Raw genomic sequence first — 17869 nt, 5'->3', positions numbered from 1 at the left:
AAAAGCTGCATTTTTACATTAACATAACCTTATACCCTATGAAAAAGATAGAACACATCGGTATCGCGGTAAAAGACCTTAACCGTTCCATAGCCATATACGAGAAACTGCTCAATACCGATTGTTATAAAACCGAACAGGTGGCATCCGAACTGGTCAATACCGCTTTCTTTAAAACCGGCGAGAATAAGGTAGAGTTGCTTCAGGCTACTGCACCAGATAGCGCAATCGCTAAATTTATTGAAAAAAAGGGGGAGGGGATTCATCATATCGCTTTCCTGGTTGATGATATCATGGCAGAAATGGAAAGACTTCATAAAGAAGGTTTTGTGTTGCTCAATGATTCTCCGAAAAAGGGTGCAGACAATAAAATGGTGTGTTTTGTTCATCCAAAAGATACCAATGGTGTTTTGATTGAAATTTGCCAGGAAATTAAATGGGTGTAAGGGATGGAAGATGGGAGAGGTAAAATGGGAGATGGGTAATTTTTGAGATCCGTCATCCTCGCGCATGCGGGGATCTTAAAGCAGTTGGCAAGCCTTTTTTTTGAAAACGAATGGTTCCGTATTCCATAGCACCTGCAGTCCTGCTAACCGCTGTAGTCCCGATGAAACCTGTGAAACAAGCAAGCACACAATAAAAAACAAAATAAATAGTGCTTAAATCGGGAGCTGACGCTTTTATCAGGTTTATTTAATGTTGGACTGTGGTTCTTCGGAAAATGCAAATTGCCTAAGCCCAATATGAACAACTTCTATGCTAACAAACTTTAATTTTGAAATCCTGCAAGCTTAAAATCCTGTTCCATGTCACTAATTAACATCATCAGCAAAGATTTCGATATCCCGGATCAACTTGCTGAAAATCAACTGCGCGTACTTCTCATTGACGCTTTTGCCTATCTCATTGATAACGATTTTCCTAAACTGATCCAGATTTTATATAAAGCCGATGTAGACCAGTATAAATTAAAGGAGCTGTTGGAGACGGTGGAAGGTTCAAGTTCAGCTGAAGTAATTGCTGATGCCTATATCGCCCGGCAAATGGCCAAAATAGAAACCTGGAAAAAATATAGTCCGAAGAAAGATTAGGTGGCTTCTTCCTGTACAGGATTAAAGCGGTTATACATATCCATATCAAAAAACGAAACTGAGTTAATCTTATCTGCTTTTAGCACGAGATCGGTTTTCAGTTCGTCGGTATTTGCTACAGAGCCGTCCTCGATATAGCTGGCATAAACTGTTAAATACTGCGTGGTAAAGACGAGTTCCTTGTCATCAGTTCTGCGGTAACCACTAAATGCAGGGGTAATGCGTATATAACTGGTGGTAAAGGGCTTTGGTAATTCTTTTACCCATCCGATGTCGAATTTCCCGCTGTCCATAGTGAACTGTAAAAGATGGGCATCGAAAAAAGATGAACTTAATAGTAATTCAAATTCATTTCCTGAAGTAGCTATTGCCCTCTTTATGGCTTTAAGGCGATTAATGAAGAGATTAGCAATTTCTGTTGCCGCAACCGCAACAAATAATGAGAGACTGGTCGTGCCGAAATAAGGCGTGTGTATCGGAAGTGATTTGCTGAGGTATTCAATCATTTCGGGCCAGATGGCAATGAAGATTGCCCTTATTATAAAACATGCGCCAAGCAGTAAAATACCTGCAAAGGCGGCGTTCAGTAATATTCGTTGGCTTTCCAGCCGGTATTGTACATACCGAAGGTATCTGAACCGGATTAATATATAGTAGCCGCCTACCAGAGGGAATAAAAGTAGGTTAAATGGCATTTAAAAGGTTATTTTTTGCTTTTATCCTTTTCTATTTTTTTAAAGATATTTGATTGCATCAATGCGCTTACCATTTCAATCACCCTTGGTTGTGCAAAAAAATCAGGACTTTTAATATAGAGCTTCCCGCTGCTGTTGGCATGGATAATGCCATCTAATTCGCCGTGTTTTCTCATATATCAAACTTACATAAAATTTTAAATATCTGGAAAACAATATTCAGCTTAAAAAGTTTAATTTTGCCAAACCGGGCCATCTGTATGTTTTCACACTTCCGCAAGCAGAAGAAAGATATAATTTAAAATTCTTTATTTAGGCTTGTAAATCAAAAATAAAATTAGGATATTTGCATCCTCTAAAATAGAGGTAGAAAGACTAATAGGAAATGTCATAAGCGTTGTTGCCAGCAAATTGCAAGAATGTTCTTGATGCTTTCACACAAATAACTAAAAATAATATTCAAATGAAAAAAGATTTGCACCCAACAAGCTACAGACCAGTTGTTTTTAAAGATATGTCTAACGAATATGCTTTCTTAACAAAATCTTGTGTAGATACTAAAGAAACAATTAAATGGGAAGATGGTAATGAGTATCCGCTTTATAAATTAGAGATTTCTCACACTTCACACCCTTTTTATACTGGTAAAATGAAATTGGTTGATACAGCAGGACGTATCGATAAATTTAAAAACCGTTACGCTAAGAAATAATTCTAGCGACAAAAAGCATTTTTTGAAGTCCCTTTGCCAAAAGCATCGGGACTTTTTTTATTTTTGCTGCTTATGACAATCAATCTATTTGATGATGCTTCCTGGATGTTCTTACGTCCACTTACGTTTACCAGACCTGTGGCCGATTTACGCATTGGTATTTTAACCATTGCCGAGAAATGGGCAAAACATTTAAAAGCTGATTTTGGCTTTCACACTCAGGATCACCTTTCTGTAAAATTTGCACCAAAGCCTAATCCCGATTTATGTATAAATGGTTCTGTTTGCCCTGACGAAGCCTTGCTTGATGCTATTTCAAGACTTAAAGCGGGAGAAGCACTTTATCAAAACGATGTTTTTATAGCCTACATTGCTGATCAGTACTCTCTTGAAGCGATTAAGTCGCTCAAGCAAATTGAATACTCCGGAGATTTTACACGTATTGTTTATCCGGAACATATTTTTGGAAATAACCCTTCAGAGATCAGAAAAGATTTTAAATTGTTAACCGAAGGACGCAGCTCTGCAAAACTAAGTAGTACCAATCAGTTACTGGGCGATGATATTTTCCTGGAGGAAGGTGCAAAGGCAGAGTGCAGCGTGTTTAATACTACTTATGGACCAGTTTACATCGGTAAAAATGCCGAGGTTTGGGAAGGCTCTTTAATCAGGGGATCTTTTGCTCTTTGTGAAAATTCATCCATAAAAATGGGCGCGAAGATCTATTCGGGTACTACAATTGGTCCCAATAGCCGTGCAGGTGGCGAAATTAACAACGCCGTAATCTGGGGTAACTCGGCAAAGGGTCACGAAGGATATCTGGGCAATTCGGTAATGGGCGAGTGGTGTAATATCGGCGCAGATACCAATAATTCGAATTTAAAAAATAATTATGCAGAGGTAAAACTTTATGATTACGAAACTCGGAAAATGCGCAACACCAGCCTCCAATTTTGTGGACTGATCATGGCCGACCACGCTAAAGCAGGTATTAATACCATGTTCAATACCGGTAGTGTGGTAGGCGTTGGAGCCAATGTTTTTGGAGGTGGTTTTCCGCCAAATAACATACCTGATTTTAGTTGGGGCGGTGCGGCTGGTTTCGACATTTATAAGCTGCATAAAATGTTCGAAACTACCGAAAAGGTATTTGCAAGAAAAAATATGGCCTTTAATGAGGTAGAAAAAAACATGCTCACCCGGATATTTGAATTAACCGAATCGTATAGGCGATTTTAATATAAAACCTGATCTTAAAAAGGTCAACCAACCATTAAATAATATAAAATGAGAAAAAAGATTGTTGCCGGTAACTGGAAAATGAACCTGGATTATAACGAAGGCGTTTCGTTGTTCAGCGAAATCGTAAACATGGTTAAAGATGAGCGTAAAGGCGATCAACTGGCCATCATTTGTTCGCCATTTATTCATTTAAACAGCCTGGCAAAATTGGGTGGTAACGATGTTAAAATTGGCGCTCAAAATATCAGCGATAAGGAAAGTGGAGCCTATACGGGTGAAACTTCGGCCAAAATGGTGAAATCTGTAGGTGCAGAATATGTGATTTTGGGTCACTCAGAACGCAGACAATATTTTGCTGAAAGCGATGCTTTACTGGCAGAAAAAACTAAAATTGCTTTAGCCAATGGCTTAACGCCGATTTTTTGCATTGGCGAAACTTTGGATGAGCGTAACAACGGTAGTTATTATGAAGTATTGAAAAAGCAACTGGTAGAAGGGCTTTTTGGTTTAACTGAAGAAGATTTCAAAAAAATCGTGATCGCTTACGAACCGGTTTGGGCTATCGGAACGGGGTTGACTGCATCACCAGAACAGGCACAGGATATCCACGCTTTTATCCGCAGTGAGATTGAAGCGAATTATGGTTTTAATATAGCCGATGATACCACTATCTTATATGGTGGCAGTTGTAATCCGGGTAATGCCGCGAGCTTATTTGCACAAAAAGATATTGATGGTGGCCTAATCGGTGGAGCATCATTAAAATCACGCGATTTTACAGATATTATTAAAGCATTAAATAGCTAGATGCAATACATAAAAGCAATATTTACTTTCAAAAGTATCGAAGATTATCAACAGGATCTGCTTATCAGTGATCTTGCTGACCTGGGCTTCGATACTTTTGAAGATAGTGAGGCTGGTTTTACGGCTTTCGTTATTAAAGATAATTTTAACGAGCAGGAATTAAAAGATCTATTGGGCAATTACAGTGAGGAATTTGCGGCAGAATACACTTTAGAAGACGTTGCCGACGAAAACTGGAATGCTGAATGGGAGAAGAATTTTAGCCCGCTGGTTATTGATGATGTGTGTTACGTGAGAGCGACGTTTCATGAGCCACAACCTTCATACCCTTACGAAATCGTAATTGATCCTAAAATGGCTTTCGGCACTGGCCATCATCAAACCACCACCATGATGATGCAGTATATCCTGTCTGCCGATTTGAAGGATAAACAGATTCTGGATATGGGTTGCGGAACCGGAATTTTAGCTGTTCTGGCTGCAAAATTAGGGGCTAAAAGTTTAATGGCCATCGATTACGATGATATCTGTTATGAGAGTACGGTAGAAAATGCTGCGCTTAATGAAGTAAATAATTTACAGGCACTTTGTGGTAGTAAAGAAGTCATTCCGGATGATGAATATGATGTTGTTTTTGCCAACATTAATAGGAATATATTATTAGATCAAATCCACCGTTATGCTGAGGTTTTAAAACCTGAAGGCAAAATTTTTTTCAGTGGCTTTTATCTGGATCCTGATTTGGCGATGATTACTGCCGAATGTGCTAAATATGGCATTAAATACGTTGATCATAAACAAAACGGTGATTGGGTAGCGGCACAATTTGAGAAAAAGGTGGCAGGGTAGAGGGTTTAAGGTAGGTTGAAGGTAGAAGGTTTAAGGTTTAAGGTGGAAGACCGAGCGGTTAAGGTATTTAAGTGCTTGTTCTTCATTTTGTATCTTACATCGTTTGTCTCATATCTCATTTTCTTGTCTAACATCTCATATCTAGCGTCTCAAATCTCACATTTAGCATCTCAGATCTAAAACAAAAAATATGCGTATACATTTTATAGCGATTGGTGGGAGTGCCATGCACAACCTGGCCATTGCCCTACATAAAAAAGGTTATCAGATTTCAGGTTCAGACGATGTGATTTTCGAACCTGCAAAATCGCGTTTGGATAAATATGGTTTACTGCCAGCTGAAATGGGATGGAATGAAAATCGCATTTCTAACGAGCTGGATGCGGTAATATTGGGTATGCATGCCCGTATTGATAATCCGGAATTATTGAAGGCACAGGAATTGGGTGTTAAAATCTATTCTTATCCTGAATATATTTACGAGCAGAGTAAGAATAAACTGCGTGTAGTAATTGGTGGTAGTCATGGTAAAACAACCATTACCAGCATGATTTTACATGTACTAAATTACTATAAGCGTGATTTTGATTATCTGGTCGGCGCGCAGCTTGCCGGTTTCGAAACCATGGTTAAAGTAACCGAAGAAGCTCCGGTGATGATTATTGAAGGCGATGAATACTTATCTTCGCCGATTGACAGACGACCGAAATTTCACCTGTATAAAGCAAATGTTGCGGTAATTAGCGGAATTGCCTGGGATCACATCAATGTTTTTCCAACCTATGCCGATTATACGTTGCAATTTGAAAAGTTTATTGATTCAATAGAAACAAAGGGCACGTTGATTTACTGTAAGGCAGATGCAGATTTGAATGAGATTGTGTCAAAATCAAAAGCTGATGTGACCAGGATCGGTTATGCTATCCCTGAACATGAAATCAGGAACGGAATCACTTACCTGCTTCCGGAAGAGACGGCATTGAAGATTTTTGGTGATCACAACCTCATGAACCTGAATGCCGCCAAATTGGTATGTAAACAATTAGCTATCGGTGAAAACGATTTTGATACGGCCATTGCATCATTTACCGGGGCTGCTAAACGTTTAGAGGTCATTTCGGCTGATGTATCAACCAATGTTTATAAAGACTTTGCACATTCACCGTCAAAACTAAAAGCGACTATTGATGCTGTTAAAGCCCAATTTAACAGCCGTAAATTAGTAGCTTGTATAGAATTGCATACTTTTAGCAGTTTAAACAAAGATTTCCTGAAAGAATATAAAGGTGCGATGGATAAAGCCGATGAGGCCATTGTATTTATTGACATTAAATCTTTCGAACAAAAGCGAATGGAGCCTTTTTCTGAAGACGATGTGCAAAAGGCCTTCGCCAATCCAAAATTGAAGTTTTTTAATGACGCGTCAAAGCTTAAAGATTATTTGTTGAGCTTAAATTACAAAAATGGCAATTTGTTAATGATGAGCTCTGGTAATTATGCGGGTTTCGATTTGCCGGAACTTGCGGCCATTATAAGGAAGTGAGATTCTAGACATGAGATTTGAGAGGGATATTTTCTCAAATCTCACTTCTCAAATCCCATATCTAATTAAATTATGAAAAGTATTGGAGATCATATCAAACAAAGTAGATTGTTACTGGGAATAAGTCAGGCCGATGCGGCTAAAAAATTGAATATTTCCACTCCTGCTTTTTGTAAAATCGAAACGGGCCAGACCGATCTCAATATCTCGCGTTTACTCCAGATTTCTAAAATATTCAAAGTTCCGGTAATACAATTGATTACAGGGCAATCAGCATCATCGGAATCCGACTCCTCAAAAGAACTCATTGCGCTTAAAAAAGAACTGATCGAAAAGGAAGAAGAAATTAATAAACTCCGCAAAAAGGTGATTGATTTATACGATAAGCTTGGGATTTAAATATTGTTAATTGCCATGATGATGTTCAGCACAATAAAATATAGTCCTCTTTTGCAATGAGGATTAGAGAATATGCATTTATAATTCGAATAAAATGGCTTAATGCTAACGGCGATACAATTGCCATTCTCTATCATCCGCGTTACAAACGCGGACGATGGAATGAATGAGTATCAATTATAAAAAAGGCTCGTGGAGACATGAACCTTGTCAGGTATCGAATCTGTTAAGTTTAAAATATCTTCCGCATTGTTAAGTGCTTTTTTCCAAATGTTGCGCCCGTAGCTTTATGGATGGCAATCATCTGTTCATTAAAATCGCCTACCCAACTCAATTCAAGCTCTTTGTACTGGTTTTTAGGTAATACATATTCGCCTAAACGGATAAAAAGTACCGATTCTAAACCGTGTTTTTGGAATTTAGGTTTAGTGCCCATTACAATTGCCCTCATGCGCGTAACGCCCACCCAACGGCGGTAGGCAAACTTTAATTTTTCAATTAAACCCAGTTTCCCGTTAAAACCTTTGATCATCTGGTTTGCATCAGGAATCAACACGACAAATGATGCCGGTTCGCCGTTGAAGTAAGCAAACTGAATCAGGTGTTCATCCATAATGGGTTCCATACTTTTAAAACTCTCTTCGAGGGTTTCTCTTTTAATGGGAACGAAGTTTTCAAAATTCTGCCAGCCATCATTGTAAATTTCCATTAAATCATTGATGTATTTGCTTGAATTGGATTTGCTGAAATATTCGAAGGTATAACCAGGTTTATTTCTTACCCAGTTGGCAATTTTTGTAAAACGTTCCGGAAAGGGTATGGTCAGATTAATATGATTGGTCAATTGCTCATATTCTGTAACAAAACCATATTTCTCGAAAAATTTATGATAATAGGGGAAATTATAGTTCATGCCGAAAGATGGGGGGGTAAAGCCTTCAACCAATAGTCCCCAGAAACTATCGTTTTCACCAAAATTAATCGGACCATCCATCGCTTTCATTCCATTTTCGGTTAACCAGTTTTTGGCGGTATCGAATAAAAGAAATGCAGCTTTTTCATCATCAATACATTCAAAAAAACCCATTCCACCTGTTGGCTGGTCATAATGGTATGCTTTTTTCTCATTTATAAAAGCTGCTACACGCCCAATCAGTTTTCCTGCATCATCCTTTAATACCCAACGTGTGCATTTTCCATGTGCAAAAAAAGTGTTTTTTTCAGGGTTAAAAACATTTTCAACTTCGCTATCCAGAGGACAGATCCAGTTTTTATCGTTTTTATATAAGATTTTAGGTGTGTTTAGAAAGTCTTTTTTTAATGATGAATTGCTTACGGATATAACTTGCATGGGCAGATTTTAAAATTAAAAAGCATCCTACCAAGCGGGCGGATGCTTTTTCAAATATATGTTTTTTAAATATTAATAATCGTCGTCGTCATCGTCAAAATTGTCGAAGTTGTCCAGATCATCTAATGGCAAGTCGAAATCATCATCGTCATCATCCTGAGGCTTCTTTTTTGTTGTTTGAATATCGTCATCTTCAAAATCATCATCTTCGTCTGCCTGTTTTTTGGCAGTCGGTTTAGTTGGGAGTTTCTTTGGCGCTGTCATAACACAAAAATAAAAATTGCTTTTATAGTTTAAAAATACAAAAAAACTTTTTTTAATAACAATCTGTGAATAAATAAATTAATTTATTTGCTCTACATTTTCTCCTACAGAATTTTCCTCTTTAACGATATCTTTTAACTGTGGAAGCTGGTTTAAGCTGTTTAAGCCAAAGTAATCCATAAACAATGTACTGGTACGGTAGAGGATAGGTCGGCCAGGGGTTTCTGCTTTTCCATCAATACTGATCAGTTCTTTCTCAAGCAGGCGTTGTACCGAATAATCAGAGTTTACGCCTCTTATCTGTTCAATTTCCAACTTGGTTATGGGCTGCCGGTAGGCAATAATGGCTAGTGTTTCCATCGCAGCCTGACTTAATTTTTTCTTGGAGCGATGTAACTGCAGTTGATTTACCGTTTCATGATAATTTTTTTTGGTTAAAAACTGGTAGCCATTGTTTAAAAATACCAATTCGATTGCCAAATCATCCTGGCTATACTTTTCCTTAATCTGCTCTATGCTTTCGAAAACTTGTTCTTCAATAAACTCTTCATTAAAAACTGCATTTAAGGCAAGTATGATTTCTTGCTTACTGATGCTTTGGCTGGAAGAAAATATAAGCGCTTCAATGTGTCTGGTGATATTATGATTGGGCATATACAAAAATAAAATTTTCGACATAAAAAAAGCGGTCTCGCTTTTAAAAACAAGACCGCTTTCAACACACAAATGAAACCTGAATTAAGATATAGTTTTAGGTTAGGTTATTAAATATCTATATCAATTCTATAAGAACGTCTTTGATAAACACTATCGTTTATTTCTAACACAAGTTTAAGGCTAAACCAGGTTCGATCAAGATTCTATTTAGTAAGTGGTATTAATAATTGAGTAAACGGTAAATTGTTTATTTTAACGGTATAGAAATGGAGACGGTGGTACCATTTGTGGTATTTTGTCGTACGTTTAGGTGTATAGGTTTTGCTCCAATCTGACCTAAAAGATGTAACCTTTCTTTGGTAAGCTGCATACCTTTACTAATATGTGTCTCCTTTTTGTCTTTTAAGGAGTTTTCTATCCCGATGCCATCGTCTATAATTTCAATATTAAGATAGAATTCATCCATCAGTTTAATGTTAATCATGATTTTGCCACCAGTTTCTTTTGGCATAATGCCATGCCATATGGCATTTTCAACATATGGTTGCAACAACATAGACGGAATAAACGTTTCCTCTCTGTCTATATCGTCATCTAAATTAAAAATATAGTCTAATTTGTCACCAAACCGGTTCTTCTCCAGTTTGAGGTAGAGGTTTAAGTATTCTAATTCTTCTTCCAGTGAGATATAACTCTTGGTACAGATCTCCAGGTTTTTTCTGATCAGTCTGGCAAATCCCGTTAAAACCTTATTGGCAGACGCTGTGTTTTGCGTGTTAATATAATGCTGGATGGAGTTCATTACATTAAATACAAAATGGGGATTCATCATTGCCTGCAGTGCCTGCTGTTCTAACATCAGCACTTTGTTTTTTAACAACAATTGTGCTTGTTCCTTGTCCTTTTGCTTGCGGGTGATATAAACAGCCACTTTATAAAAGATATAAGCCACAAGCAATATTAAAATGGATAAAAACCATAGGCTTTGCCAAAAGTGACTTTTAATGGTAAAGGCAATTTTTGCAGATTCACCCCAACTACCGTTTTGGCTTTTTGCACTTACCTCAAACACATAATCGCCTGATTGCAGTGATGAAAAATCCAAACGCCTCGTTCGGGTTTCTATCCAGGCCGAATTTTCATTTAAACGGTACCGGTAGGTAATATCACTGGTGGTAAAATCAACGGCGCTAAAGGTAAAGAGTATGGTATTATTACCCGTTTCGAAAGTAAAATTATCCTGATCAACAGGTAAACGTTCGTTATCTTTAATGATAGAAGTAACATATACCTTAGGAAGGTTTTTAATAATGTTTTTATTGTTGTATTTAAACAGAATCAGCCCTTTGTTTGTAGCAAAATAAGCCGTGCTGTCATCAATATACAAACTGTTTATATCATCACTTAACAGGTCTTTTCCATAGTCGAAATTGGCTACATTAAGTTCATTCGGGTAATTGGCTATTTTGTTAACGCCTTTGTTGGTTAATACCCATATTTCATTGTTTTTGATGAATATTTTTGTGCAGATATTATTGGTTAAGCCGTCTTTTTGAGTAATTTGTCTGGTAATCTGTTTATTCTTATAAAAAATTAAACCATAACCATCGGTAGCCAGAATCAATGTTCCATCGGCAAGCTGCTGGATATCATTGATCCTTTTGGTTAGCAGGGGGTGGTTCTCATAGTGTTTAACCAGTTTTCCTTTCGAAAATTGAGAAAGTCCGTTAACATTTGAAAACCACAAATTGCCTTCACGATCATAAAAAACGTGATAGGACCTATCTTTAAAAAAATCCTCCTTTTCGCGATATTTTGCAGCATTAAACTCAAGTTTACTGGTTCTGTCTGATAAGAAAACAACACCTGATGATAGCGCCAGGGCAAGATGATTATTGTTTTCAGCAACGCTAAAGTGTTTGATCACAAACATCGAATTATTTGATTCCTTCAAATAACTTACATCGCTACTGCTGTTGTAAATATTTTTGAAAACACCCATTCCATAATCAGACGCGAAATAGATGGCTTGGTCTTTAGGGTCGAAAGTTAGCTGCTTAATGGTTTTGTATTTTTTAAAATCATCTAACCCAATTTCATCAACCTGATAATTGTTGATGCTCAGCACGTCTATTACCGCATCATCCGTACCCAACCACAGTCTGTTTTTCCCGTCTTTGGTGATGCTTTTAATTACATTGCTACTCAGGCCAGATTCTGCATCAATAATCGATAAGCGGTTATTCATGTTCGGCAGCATGTATATGCCCTGATTGGTAGCAAACCACATGTTCTGGTTATTATCTTTAATTACCTGGTTAACCGGAATATCCTGCAGATACTGCACCGTTTTTCCGCTTTTATCAAGCGCAAAAGCGCCATTGGCGTTTGACAGCCAAACCTCTTTGCTGCTAACGTCGTAATAAAAATATCCCGACATGTTTTTGATCAGGTTTTGCGGGATGGAAATAAGCTCGTTGATGATTCCGTGCCGGTATTGTTTTAATCCACCATTATCAAGATAGAATAAAGATCTGTTGCTGCTATTGGCAGCTGTCATATAAGAAATGGGTTGTACTTTTGACTTTTTCAGGATGAATGTTTTTCCATTAAATTGTTGTACACTTAAATCGCTATGTGCAAATATGTTACCTTGTTCATCTTCATGAATAAAAGCATTGATAAATTTGTCCTTTTGATTTGGAGAGATATATTTTCTAATGGTCTTACCATCCCAGCACACAATCAGGTTGGCGTTTGTTCCGAGCCAGATCCGCCCTGATTGATCAATTAAAAAGGAAACAATTACGGTATTAAAGTTGAGTTTTTTAAGGAGTTCATCGTTGTTCTGGTTGTAAAACTTTCCTTCTTTTAAATAGCTGAGCTGACCGTTAAGTGCAAAAAACCATAAACGGCCTTCGTTATCTTCTTTCATCTGCAGGATCTGCGTATCTGGCAAACCATCTTCAATAGTGAAATTCTGAAAGTTTGTTCCGTCAAAACGGCTCAATCCATTATCGGTGGCAATCCATATAAAACCTTTTTTATCCTGTAAAATGTAATAACAGTTATTGCTGGCAAGCCCGTTTTTAGTGTTATAATGGGGGAGATAAGTGGTCTGCGAAAAAAGTTTTTGAGGTACGATAAAACCCAGGATCAGAAATAAAAAAGCAATAAAAAAACTGCTGAAGCTAAACTTCAGAATAGCTTTTTGAGCTAGTTGTTTTCCTTTTATATACGGACTAATGATCACTATTTGCTTTGGTAAATAACTTTATTTTTTCAAAAAAATCGCTTGCTCTTCGCCTCGAAATGTTGATGCTTTGACCGTTTTTAAGGAAAACCTGTAGTCCGTTTTTCGAATTATATTCCTTTAAGTGATTAAGGTTGATAATGCTTGATTTGTGTATCCTGACAAACTGATCAGTTGGCAGTAATTCTTCGAACTCCCTTAAAACCTTGGAAACAGTGATTTTTTCGTGGTTGTTTAGGTGTACAATAGAATAATTACTGTCGGCTTCAATATAAATAATATCATCAATATCAATCATTTTAAAACCCTGTCCGTAAGGAAGGGTTAGTTTCCTGATCTCTGATCTCGAACTTAAACTGGAAGCCAGATTGTTTATTCGTTCATCATTCTCATTCTGGCTTTTAAATAATTTGATGTGTTGTGAAACTTTGTCTACTGCTGTTTTAAGTTCATCAATATCAATTGGTTTTAACAGGTAATCGAGCGCATTTGCCTTTATTGCTTTTAATGCATATTGATCATAGGCGGTAGTAAATATTATGGCAGCATTGTGTTTTTGTGCATCGGCCACCAATTCAAAACCATTTCCGCCAGGCATGGCAATATCCAAAAAGATCAGATCAATAGGGTGATGGTCTAAAATCTCTTTTGCCTCGTTTACAGATCTTGCTATACCGGTAATTTCTACCTGCTGACAATTCTGTTGCAGTAAAAAAAATAATGACGATCGTGCAAACTCCTCATCATCAACAATAATGGCCTTTAGTGTAGTCATAGCTATAGGTTGGTGAATGTATTAAAATGGTCTTATAAAAAAAAATGCAAATCGAAAAAACCAGTATCCAAATTGTCACGTATGTATCATCAAACGTATTCAAAACCACTAAAACATAGATGACTATGAAAAACAATGAACTAGAAACAAAAAGCGAGCTTCAGGAGAAAAGTTTGTTTGACAAAGCTGTGGGCAGAAGATCTTTTCTGCAGTATGCAGGTGCAGGTGCTGCCGGCATTGCTTTAGTAGCTGCAGGCTGTAGTAAAGACCGCGGTTATGATAACCCAACAATGAATGGTGCAACACTGGATTTTAAAGATGATAATGGTGTATTGAATTATGCTTATGCTTTGGAGCAACTAGAAGCGGCATTTTACATTAAGGTTGCTAATAGCAATACCCAATTTACAGGAACAAATGCTGCCGCAAAAAAAGCGTATTTCCAGGATATTCAGTTTCATGAGATAGCGCATAGGGAGTTTTTTAAAGCTGCTTTAGGAACTGCAGCTATAGGAAGTTTAGAAGTAGATTTTTCATCAATTGATTTTACTAGTGAAGCTAGCGTTTTAGCTACTGCGATGGCTTTTGAAGATTTAGGCGTTGCTGCTTACAATGGTGCCGGCCCAAGATTAAAAAATGGCACATTTCTATTGTTAGCAGGTAAAATTGTTTCAGTTGAGGCCCGTCACGCGGCTTATGTTCGTGATATGGTTTCAAACGGATCATTTGCAGATCTTAATAGCCTTGCTTCACTGGGAGCCAATAATGCAGGTGGCTTAGATGCAGCCTTAACACCAGATAAAGTTTTGGCTGCTGCTTCAAAATATATCAAAACCAAAATTAATGTTATCAATCTTTAAAATTTTAAACTAGAAATCATGAATATCGTAAATATATTAGAAGAAATTGAAAAAGTTGATGGTGAGGTTTATGAGCGTTTAAACCCGAGAAGAGCTGCCATGAAAAGCTTTTTTAACATCGGTAAGAAAATCTCATTGGCTGCTATGCCACTGGCTTTGGGTTCTATGTTTCAAAAAGCATACGGACAATCCACTTTACCATCAGGTGTTGCTGACGTTTTAAATTTCGCTCTGGCTTTAGAGTATTTAGAATATCATTTTTACAATCACGCATTGTTAGGTACTGATGTTACTTTCACTTATCCAACAGCAGCAGCTAAAACAGCAATTACTACCATTCGCGACCATGAGAAGGCGCACGTTGATTTATTGGTAGGCGCTTTAGGAAGTTCCGCACGTACACCAATTGCCTATGCAGATACCGATTTTAGGGCGGGTGGTACATTCGCGAATGTATACACGGATTATACTACATTCCTAGCTGTAGCACAAGGCTTTGAAGACACCGGTGTTAGGGCATACAAAGGCCAGGCGGCCAATTTAATGGCTGCTCCGGGGGTATTGCAAACTGCACTTCAGATCCATTCTGTTGAAGCACGTCATGCTTCTCACATCCGTCAAATGCGTACAGCTGCTGGCTCTACCGTTTATAAACCTTGGGTTAGCCTTGGTGCTTCCGGACAGGCAAATGATTCAGGTGTAGCAGCTGTTGATGCTGTTTATGCCGGTGAAGATTTAACCGTGCAGGCTGGAGCAAATATTGTCGGTATTGGTGGTTTCTCAGGTATTACCAAGGCAGCTGCTGTTGAAAGCTTTGATGAACCTTTAGATAAGGCGAGTGTGGTAACGATTGCCAACCTGTTTTTACAGCCTGGTAAAAGATTGTAGTACACTAAAATATTGACATTATTAATTAGGTAATGTTTCGTTTAAGGTGGGGAGGTAGAACTTTGGTTTTACTTCCCTTTGTTTTATCAGTGTTTTCGAGATTTAAGATCGATGTGAAATTAGAAATACCACACCAGAATCTCATTAAAATTAATGCTATTGATCATAGAAAGATGAATCTTGCAATCAACCATTTCCCATCTGACCTTACATTTTTAATAAGTAATCACCTGCTCTTCCAAATGCTCTGGCAAATCCCTGTAATTATACTTTTGGCCACGTAATTGTGGCTCAAAACCTGCAGCCTTAATGGATTGCTGGATACCATTTGCTGTGAAACGATGTGGTGCACCAGCTGCTGATACTACGTTTTCTTCAATCATGATCGATCCAAAATCATTTGCTCCTGCATGAAGGCATAATTGGGCAGTCGTTTTTCCAACGGTTAGCCAACTGGCCTGGATGTTTTTAATATTTGGCAGCATAATGCGGCTCAGGGCAATCATCCGGATATATTCATCGGCGGTTACTGTATTGCTGATACCACGCAGTCTTTTTAATAAAGTGCCGTCATCCTGGAATGGCCAGGGAATAAAGGCCAGAAATCCATTCGCATCTGCAGGTTTTTCGCTTTGTACCTGACGGATCCATACCAAATGTTCGAAACGCTCTTCGATGGTTTCTACATGGCCGAACATCATGGTTGCTGAAGTGGTGATATCCAACTGGTGACAGGCACGCATTACATCTAGCCATTCTTGCCCGCCGCATTTACCTTTGGAAATTAACCGTCTAACTCGATCGTTTAGAATTTCGGCACCGGCTCCCGGTAGTGAATCCATCCCGGCTTCTTTGAGTGTTTTCAATACTTCAGTATGCGTGATGCCTTCGAGCTTTGCGACGTGGGCAATTTCTGGCGGCCCTAAGGCATGAAGTTTTAAATCGGGGTATAACTCCTTTAACTTTTTGAATAGATCGGCATAAAAAGCCAAGCCCAGATCAGGGTGATGACCGCCCTGCAATAATAACTGATCTCCGCCTAAACGGAAAGTTTCTTCAATTTTAACCTTATAGGTCTCAATGTCGGTAATATAACTTTCTTCGTGACCAGGCCTGCGGAAGAAATTGCAAAATTTACAGTTTGCAATACAAACATTGGTAGTATTTACATTACGGTCGATCTGCCAGGTTACTTTACCGCTAGGGACTTGAATTTTTCTTAGCTCATTAGCTACAAACATCAATGATGCAGTATCGGCATTATGGTATAAGTATACACCTTCTTCTTGCGTTAAAAAATCAAAATGTAGCGCCCGCTGTAGTAAATCGGCTGTATTCATAAAGCAAAAATACTCGAAATAAGCATCACTATAATCACAGTTTTATAAAAAAACAGTGTATTGTTAATTATTTTTTGTGGTATCAGCTTTACGTTTAAACAGGTTTAGCAAATCATTTCCCTGTTTTTTTATTTCCTCTAAACGCTTTTTAGTACTGTCATTAACCTTTTTTAAGCCTTCGTTAGCTTTTACAACATTATTTTTAATCGTAGTTTGACCAACCGCAACTGCATCTGAAACTTGTTTAACCTTACTTTCACCAGTTGCAATGGCGCCTATTACCTGTTTCACCTTTTTATCAGCATTAACCCTGGTACTATCAATAAACTTTCCGGCCGTAGTGGCCACAGTGGTTGTGTCATTAACGGGTTTACCCAAAGAAGTATTTGCTTTGGCAAGCAATTGATCATCTTCTGCTTTTACAATGCCCCCATTTGCAGTATAATAGGTTTTACTGTTTAAATAATTGGTTTTGGCGGTTTCCAACTGTATTTTTGCGGCTGCTATTCTTGCGTTATCCTTACTTGCTACTGCTGCATCGTAATTCAATTGTGCATCGGTTAATGCGAGCGCCGCTGTTTCATATGATTTAGTAAAATCAATTTTTTCTTCCTTTTTTATAGCTGTGTTGCAGGCAGCTAAACCAAAGGTTAACAAACAGATTATAATGATATTTTTCATATTATTTCGACGTAGTAAATTGGTCAACTATTTTCTTTAAAGAAGTGGTTTCCTGTTCTTCAGTAATGTTCCCGCCGAGCCTCTCAACTTCTAAATTGTTAATACTTTTAGCAAATTCTAAATATTTTAAGTACCGGTTAAGAATCTCAATTTTCGTTCCATTGTTGTTCTGTTCGGTATTGCTTAGGTTTTTAACAAAGGTTTCCATATTGTCTATACAAACAATATAAGCTTGAAAAGCATTTGGTGTAAAGTAGTCGTTAACCAAACTATTTGTTGCGAGTTGGGGATATAACTTAGGTAGTTCAACAGGCGTTTTCTTTAGGGTTTCGGTTAGATTAAGTCCGGCATTGGAAGTATTTAAATACATTCCTTTTGTTTTCATCTGGCAGTTTTCTATTGCCAGATTAGTGGTGTTCAACAATTTAATTAAGTTGTTTTTTTGTCGATGTTATCCAGAAA

The 17869-nt window shown here is 37.7% G+C and carries 20 protein-coding genes; 10 read left to right on the top strand and 10 right to left on the bottom strand.

Annotated elements, in window-relative coordinates:
• The first annotated feature begins 38 nt into the window (after positions 1–38).
• Together mce and ACIQXP_RS14430 are read left to right on the top strand one after the other, a co-directional pair.
• On the top strand, positions 39–446 hold the full coding sequence (mce, locus tag ACIQXP_RS14435) for a methylmalonyl-CoA epimerase (RefSeq protein WP_387505800.1): 408 nt from the start codon (positions 39–41) through the stop codon (positions 444–446).
• Positions 447–806: 360 nt separating this feature from the next.
• Positions 807–1091, top strand: coding sequence for a hypothetical protein (locus tag ACIQXP_RS14430; protein ID WP_145861376.1), 285 nt, complete (start codon positions 807–809; stop codon positions 1089–1091).
• On the opposite strand, the gene ACIQXP_RS14425 is transcribed toward ACIQXP_RS14430, so the two are convergent.
• Positions 1088–1786, bottom strand: coding sequence for a hypothetical protein (locus tag ACIQXP_RS14425; protein WP_387505799.1), 699 nt, complete (start codon positions 1784–1786; stop codon positions 1088–1090). The two genes, ACIQXP_RS14430 and ACIQXP_RS14425, sit on opposite strands and share 4 nt — an antisense overlap.
• Positions 1787–1794: 8 nt before the next feature.
• Positions 1795–1962: a hypothetical protein gene (locus ACIQXP_RS14420; RefSeq protein ID WP_159435299.1), complete on the bottom strand. Its 168-nt coding sequence runs from the start codon at positions 1960–1962 to the stop codon at positions 1795–1797.
• Between the two features lie 287 nt (positions 1963–2249).
• Between ACIQXP_RS14420 and ACIQXP_RS14415 the strand changes: the two genes are divergently transcribed.
• The 6 genes from ACIQXP_RS14415 (at position 2250) to ACIQXP_RS14390 (ending at position 7338) form a co-directional block, all read left to right on the top strand.
• Positions 2250–2498: a type B 50S ribosomal protein L31 gene (locus ACIQXP_RS14415; protein WP_025142617.1), complete on the top strand. Its 249-nt coding sequence runs from the start codon at positions 2250–2252 to the stop codon at positions 2496–2498.
• A 72-nt stretch (positions 2499–2570) separates the two neighbouring features.
• Positions 2571–3737, top strand: a complete 1167-nt coding sequence (locus ACIQXP_RS14410) for a putative sugar nucleotidyl transferase (protein WP_387505798.1) — start codon at positions 2571–2573, stop codon at positions 3735–3737.
• A 48-nt stretch (positions 3738–3785) separates the two neighbouring features.
• Complete coding sequence (gene tpiA, locus ACIQXP_RS14405) at positions 3786–4547, top strand: triose-phosphate isomerase (protein WP_387505797.1); 762 nt, start codon at positions 3786–3788, stop codon at positions 4545–4547.
• Positions 4548–5396, top strand: coding sequence for a 50S ribosomal protein L11 methyltransferase (gene prmA / locus ACIQXP_RS14400; RefSeq protein WP_387505796.1), 849 nt, complete (start codon positions 4548–4550; stop codon positions 5394–5396).
• Between the two features lie 190 nt (positions 5397–5586).
• Positions 5587–6939: a UDP-N-acetylmuramate--L-alanine ligase gene (locus tag ACIQXP_RS14395; protein WP_387505795.1), complete on the top strand. Its 1353-nt coding sequence runs from the start codon at positions 5587–5589 to the stop codon at positions 6937–6939.
• A 72-nt stretch (positions 6940–7011) separates the two neighbouring features.
• Positions 7012–7338: a helix-turn-helix domain-containing protein gene (locus ACIQXP_RS14390; RefSeq protein WP_387505794.1), complete on the top strand. Its 327-nt coding sequence runs from the start codon at positions 7012–7014 to the stop codon at positions 7336–7338.
• Positions 7339–7570: 232 nt separating this feature from the next.
• On the opposite strand, the gene ACIQXP_RS14385 is transcribed toward ACIQXP_RS14390, so the two are convergent.
• The 5 genes from ACIQXP_RS14385 to ACIQXP_RS14365 form a co-directional block, all read right to left on the bottom strand.
• Entirely contained in the window at positions 7571–8689 is a 1119-nt protein-coding gene (locus ACIQXP_RS14385; RefSeq protein ID WP_134203512.1) for a GNAT family N-acetyltransferase, read from the bottom strand.
• A 72-nt stretch (positions 8690–8761) separates the two neighbouring features.
• Positions 8762–8953 carry a hypothetical protein gene (locus tag ACIQXP_RS14380; protein ID WP_090987414.1) on the bottom strand — a complete coding sequence of 64 codons (192 nt, stop codon included), beginning with the start codon at positions 8951–8953 and terminating at the stop codon, positions 8762–8764.
• A gap of 78 nt (positions 8954–9031) precedes the next feature.
• Positions 9032–9607 carry an SMC-Scp complex subunit ScpB gene (gene scpB / locus ACIQXP_RS14375; protein WP_387505793.1) on the bottom strand — a complete coding sequence of 192 codons (576 nt, stop codon included), beginning with the start codon at positions 9605–9607 and terminating at the stop codon, positions 9032–9034.
• A gap of 250 nt (positions 9608–9857) precedes the next feature.
• Entirely contained in the window at positions 9858–12863 is a 3006-nt protein-coding gene (locus tag ACIQXP_RS14370) for a ligand-binding sensor domain-containing protein (RefSeq protein WP_387505792.1), read from the bottom strand.
• Positions 12853–13638 (bottom strand): LytR/AlgR family response regulator transcription factor, encoded by a 786-nt coding sequence (locus ACIQXP_RS14365; RefSeq protein ID WP_387505791.1) that lies wholly within the window; start codon positions 13636–13638, stop codon positions 12853–12855. The genes ACIQXP_RS14370 and ACIQXP_RS14365 overlap by 11 nt, the downstream gene beginning before the upstream one ends.
• A gap of 125 nt (positions 13639–13763) precedes the next feature.
• Between ACIQXP_RS14365 and ACIQXP_RS14360 the strand changes: the two genes are divergently transcribed.
• Both ACIQXP_RS14360 and ACIQXP_RS14355 read left to right on the top strand, forming a co-directional pair.
• Positions 13764–14498 (top strand): ferritin-like domain-containing protein, encoded by a 735-nt coding sequence (locus ACIQXP_RS14360; protein WP_293741279.1) that lies wholly within the window; start codon positions 13764–13766, stop codon positions 14496–14498.
• An 18-nt stretch (positions 14499–14516) separates the two neighbouring features.
• Positions 14517–15386 (top strand): ferritin-like domain-containing protein, encoded by an 870-nt coding sequence (locus ACIQXP_RS14355; RefSeq protein ID WP_387505790.1) that lies wholly within the window; start codon positions 14517–14519, stop codon positions 15384–15386.
• A gap of 215 nt (positions 15387–15601) precedes the next feature.
• Here the strand turns inward: ACIQXP_RS14355 and mqnC are convergent, their stop codons facing one another.
• The 3 genes from mqnC to ACIQXP_RS14340 form a co-directional block, all read right to left on the bottom strand.
• Positions 15602–16726: a cyclic dehypoxanthinyl futalosine synthase gene (mqnC, locus tag ACIQXP_RS14350; RefSeq protein WP_293741277.1), complete on the bottom strand. Its 1125-nt coding sequence runs from the start codon at positions 16724–16726 to the stop codon at positions 15602–15604.
• Positions 16727–16789: 63 nt separating this feature from the next.
• Positions 16790–17407: a hypothetical protein gene (locus ACIQXP_RS14345; protein ID WP_293741276.1), complete on the bottom strand. Its 618-nt coding sequence runs from the start codon at positions 17405–17407 to the stop codon at positions 16790–16792.
• A 1-nt stretch (position 17408) separates the two neighbouring features.
• Positions 17409–17792 carry a hypothetical protein gene (locus tag ACIQXP_RS14340; RefSeq protein WP_387505789.1) on the bottom strand — a complete coding sequence of 128 codons (384 nt, stop codon included), beginning with the start codon at positions 17790–17792 and terminating at the stop codon, positions 17409–17411.
• Between the last annotated feature and the right edge of the window lie 77 nt (positions 17793–17869).

It is taken from the genome of Pedobacter suwonensis (assembly GCF_044762335.1).
In the GTDB taxonomy this organism is placed as follows: Bacteria; Bacteroidota; Bacteroidia; order Sphingobacteriales; family Sphingobacteriaceae; genus Pedobacter.
This window is presented reverse-complemented; position numbering and strand designations above follow the sequence as displayed.

Coding starts and splice junctions, on each gene's coding strand:
- ACIQXP_RS14365 (WP_387505791.1), bottom strand. CDS start 13,638: ATGACTACACTAAAGGCCATTATTGTTGATGATGAGGAGTTTGCACGA.
- ACIQXP_RS14395 (WP_387505795.1), top strand. CDS start 5,587: ATGCGTATACATTTTATAGCGATTGGTGGGAGTGCCATGCACAACCTG.
- ACIQXP_RS14360 (WP_293741279.1), top strand. CDS start 13,764: ATGAAAAACAATGAACTAGAAACAAAAAGCGAGCTTCAGGAGAAAAGT.
- ACIQXP_RS14425 (WP_387505799.1), bottom strand. CDS start 1,786: ATGCCATTTAACCTACTTTTATTCCCTCTGGTAGGCGGCTACTATATA.
- mqnC (WP_293741277.1), bottom strand. CDS start 16,726: ATGAATACAGCCGATTTACTACAGCGGGCGCTACATTTTGATTTTTTA.
- prmA (WP_387505796.1), top strand. CDS start 4,548: ATGCAATACATAAAAGCAATATTTACTTTCAAAAGTATCGAAGATTAT.
- ACIQXP_RS14415 (WP_025142617.1), top strand. CDS start 2,250: ATGAAAAAAGATTTGCACCCAACAAGCTACAGACCAGTTGTTTTTAAA.
- ACIQXP_RS14380 (WP_090987414.1), bottom strand. CDS start 8,953: ATGACAGCGCCAAAGAAACTCCCAACTAAACCGACTGCCAAAAAACAG.
- ACIQXP_RS14385 (WP_134203512.1), bottom strand. CDS start 8,689: ATGCAAGTTATATCCGTAAGCAATTCATCATTAAAAAAAGACTTTCTA.
- mce (WP_387505800.1), top strand. CDS start 39: ATGAAAAAGATAGAACACATCGGTATCGCGGTAAAAGACCTTAACCGT.
- ACIQXP_RS14345 (WP_293741276.1), bottom strand. CDS start 17,407: ATGAAAAATATCATTATAATCTGTTTGTTAACCTTTGGTTTAGCTGCC.
- scpB (WP_387505793.1), bottom strand. CDS start 9,607: ATGCCCAATCATAATATCACCAGACACATTGAAGCGCTTATATTTTCT.
- tpiA (WP_387505797.1), top strand. CDS start 3,786: ATGAGAAAAAAGATTGTTGCCGGTAACTGGAAAATGAACCTGGATTAT.
- ACIQXP_RS14420 (WP_159435299.1), bottom strand. CDS start 1,962: ATGAGAAAACACGGCGAATTAGATGGCATTATCCATGCCAACAGCAGC.
- ACIQXP_RS14390 (WP_387505794.1), top strand. CDS start 7,012: ATGAAAAGTATTGGAGATCATATCAAACAAAGTAGATTGTTACTGGGA.
- ACIQXP_RS14340 (WP_387505789.1), bottom strand. CDS start 17,792: ATGAAAACAAAAGGAATGTATTTAAATACTTCCAATGCCGGACTTAAT.
- ACIQXP_RS14430 (WP_145861376.1), top strand. CDS start 807: ATGTCACTAATTAACATCATCAGCAAAGATTTCGATATCCCGGATCAA.
- ACIQXP_RS14410 (WP_387505798.1), top strand. CDS start 2,571: ATGACAATCAATCTATTTGATGATGCTTCCTGGATGTTCTTACGTCCA.
- ACIQXP_RS14355 (WP_387505790.1), top strand. CDS start 14,517: ATGAATATCGTAAATATATTAGAAGAAATTGAAAAAGTTGATGGTGAG.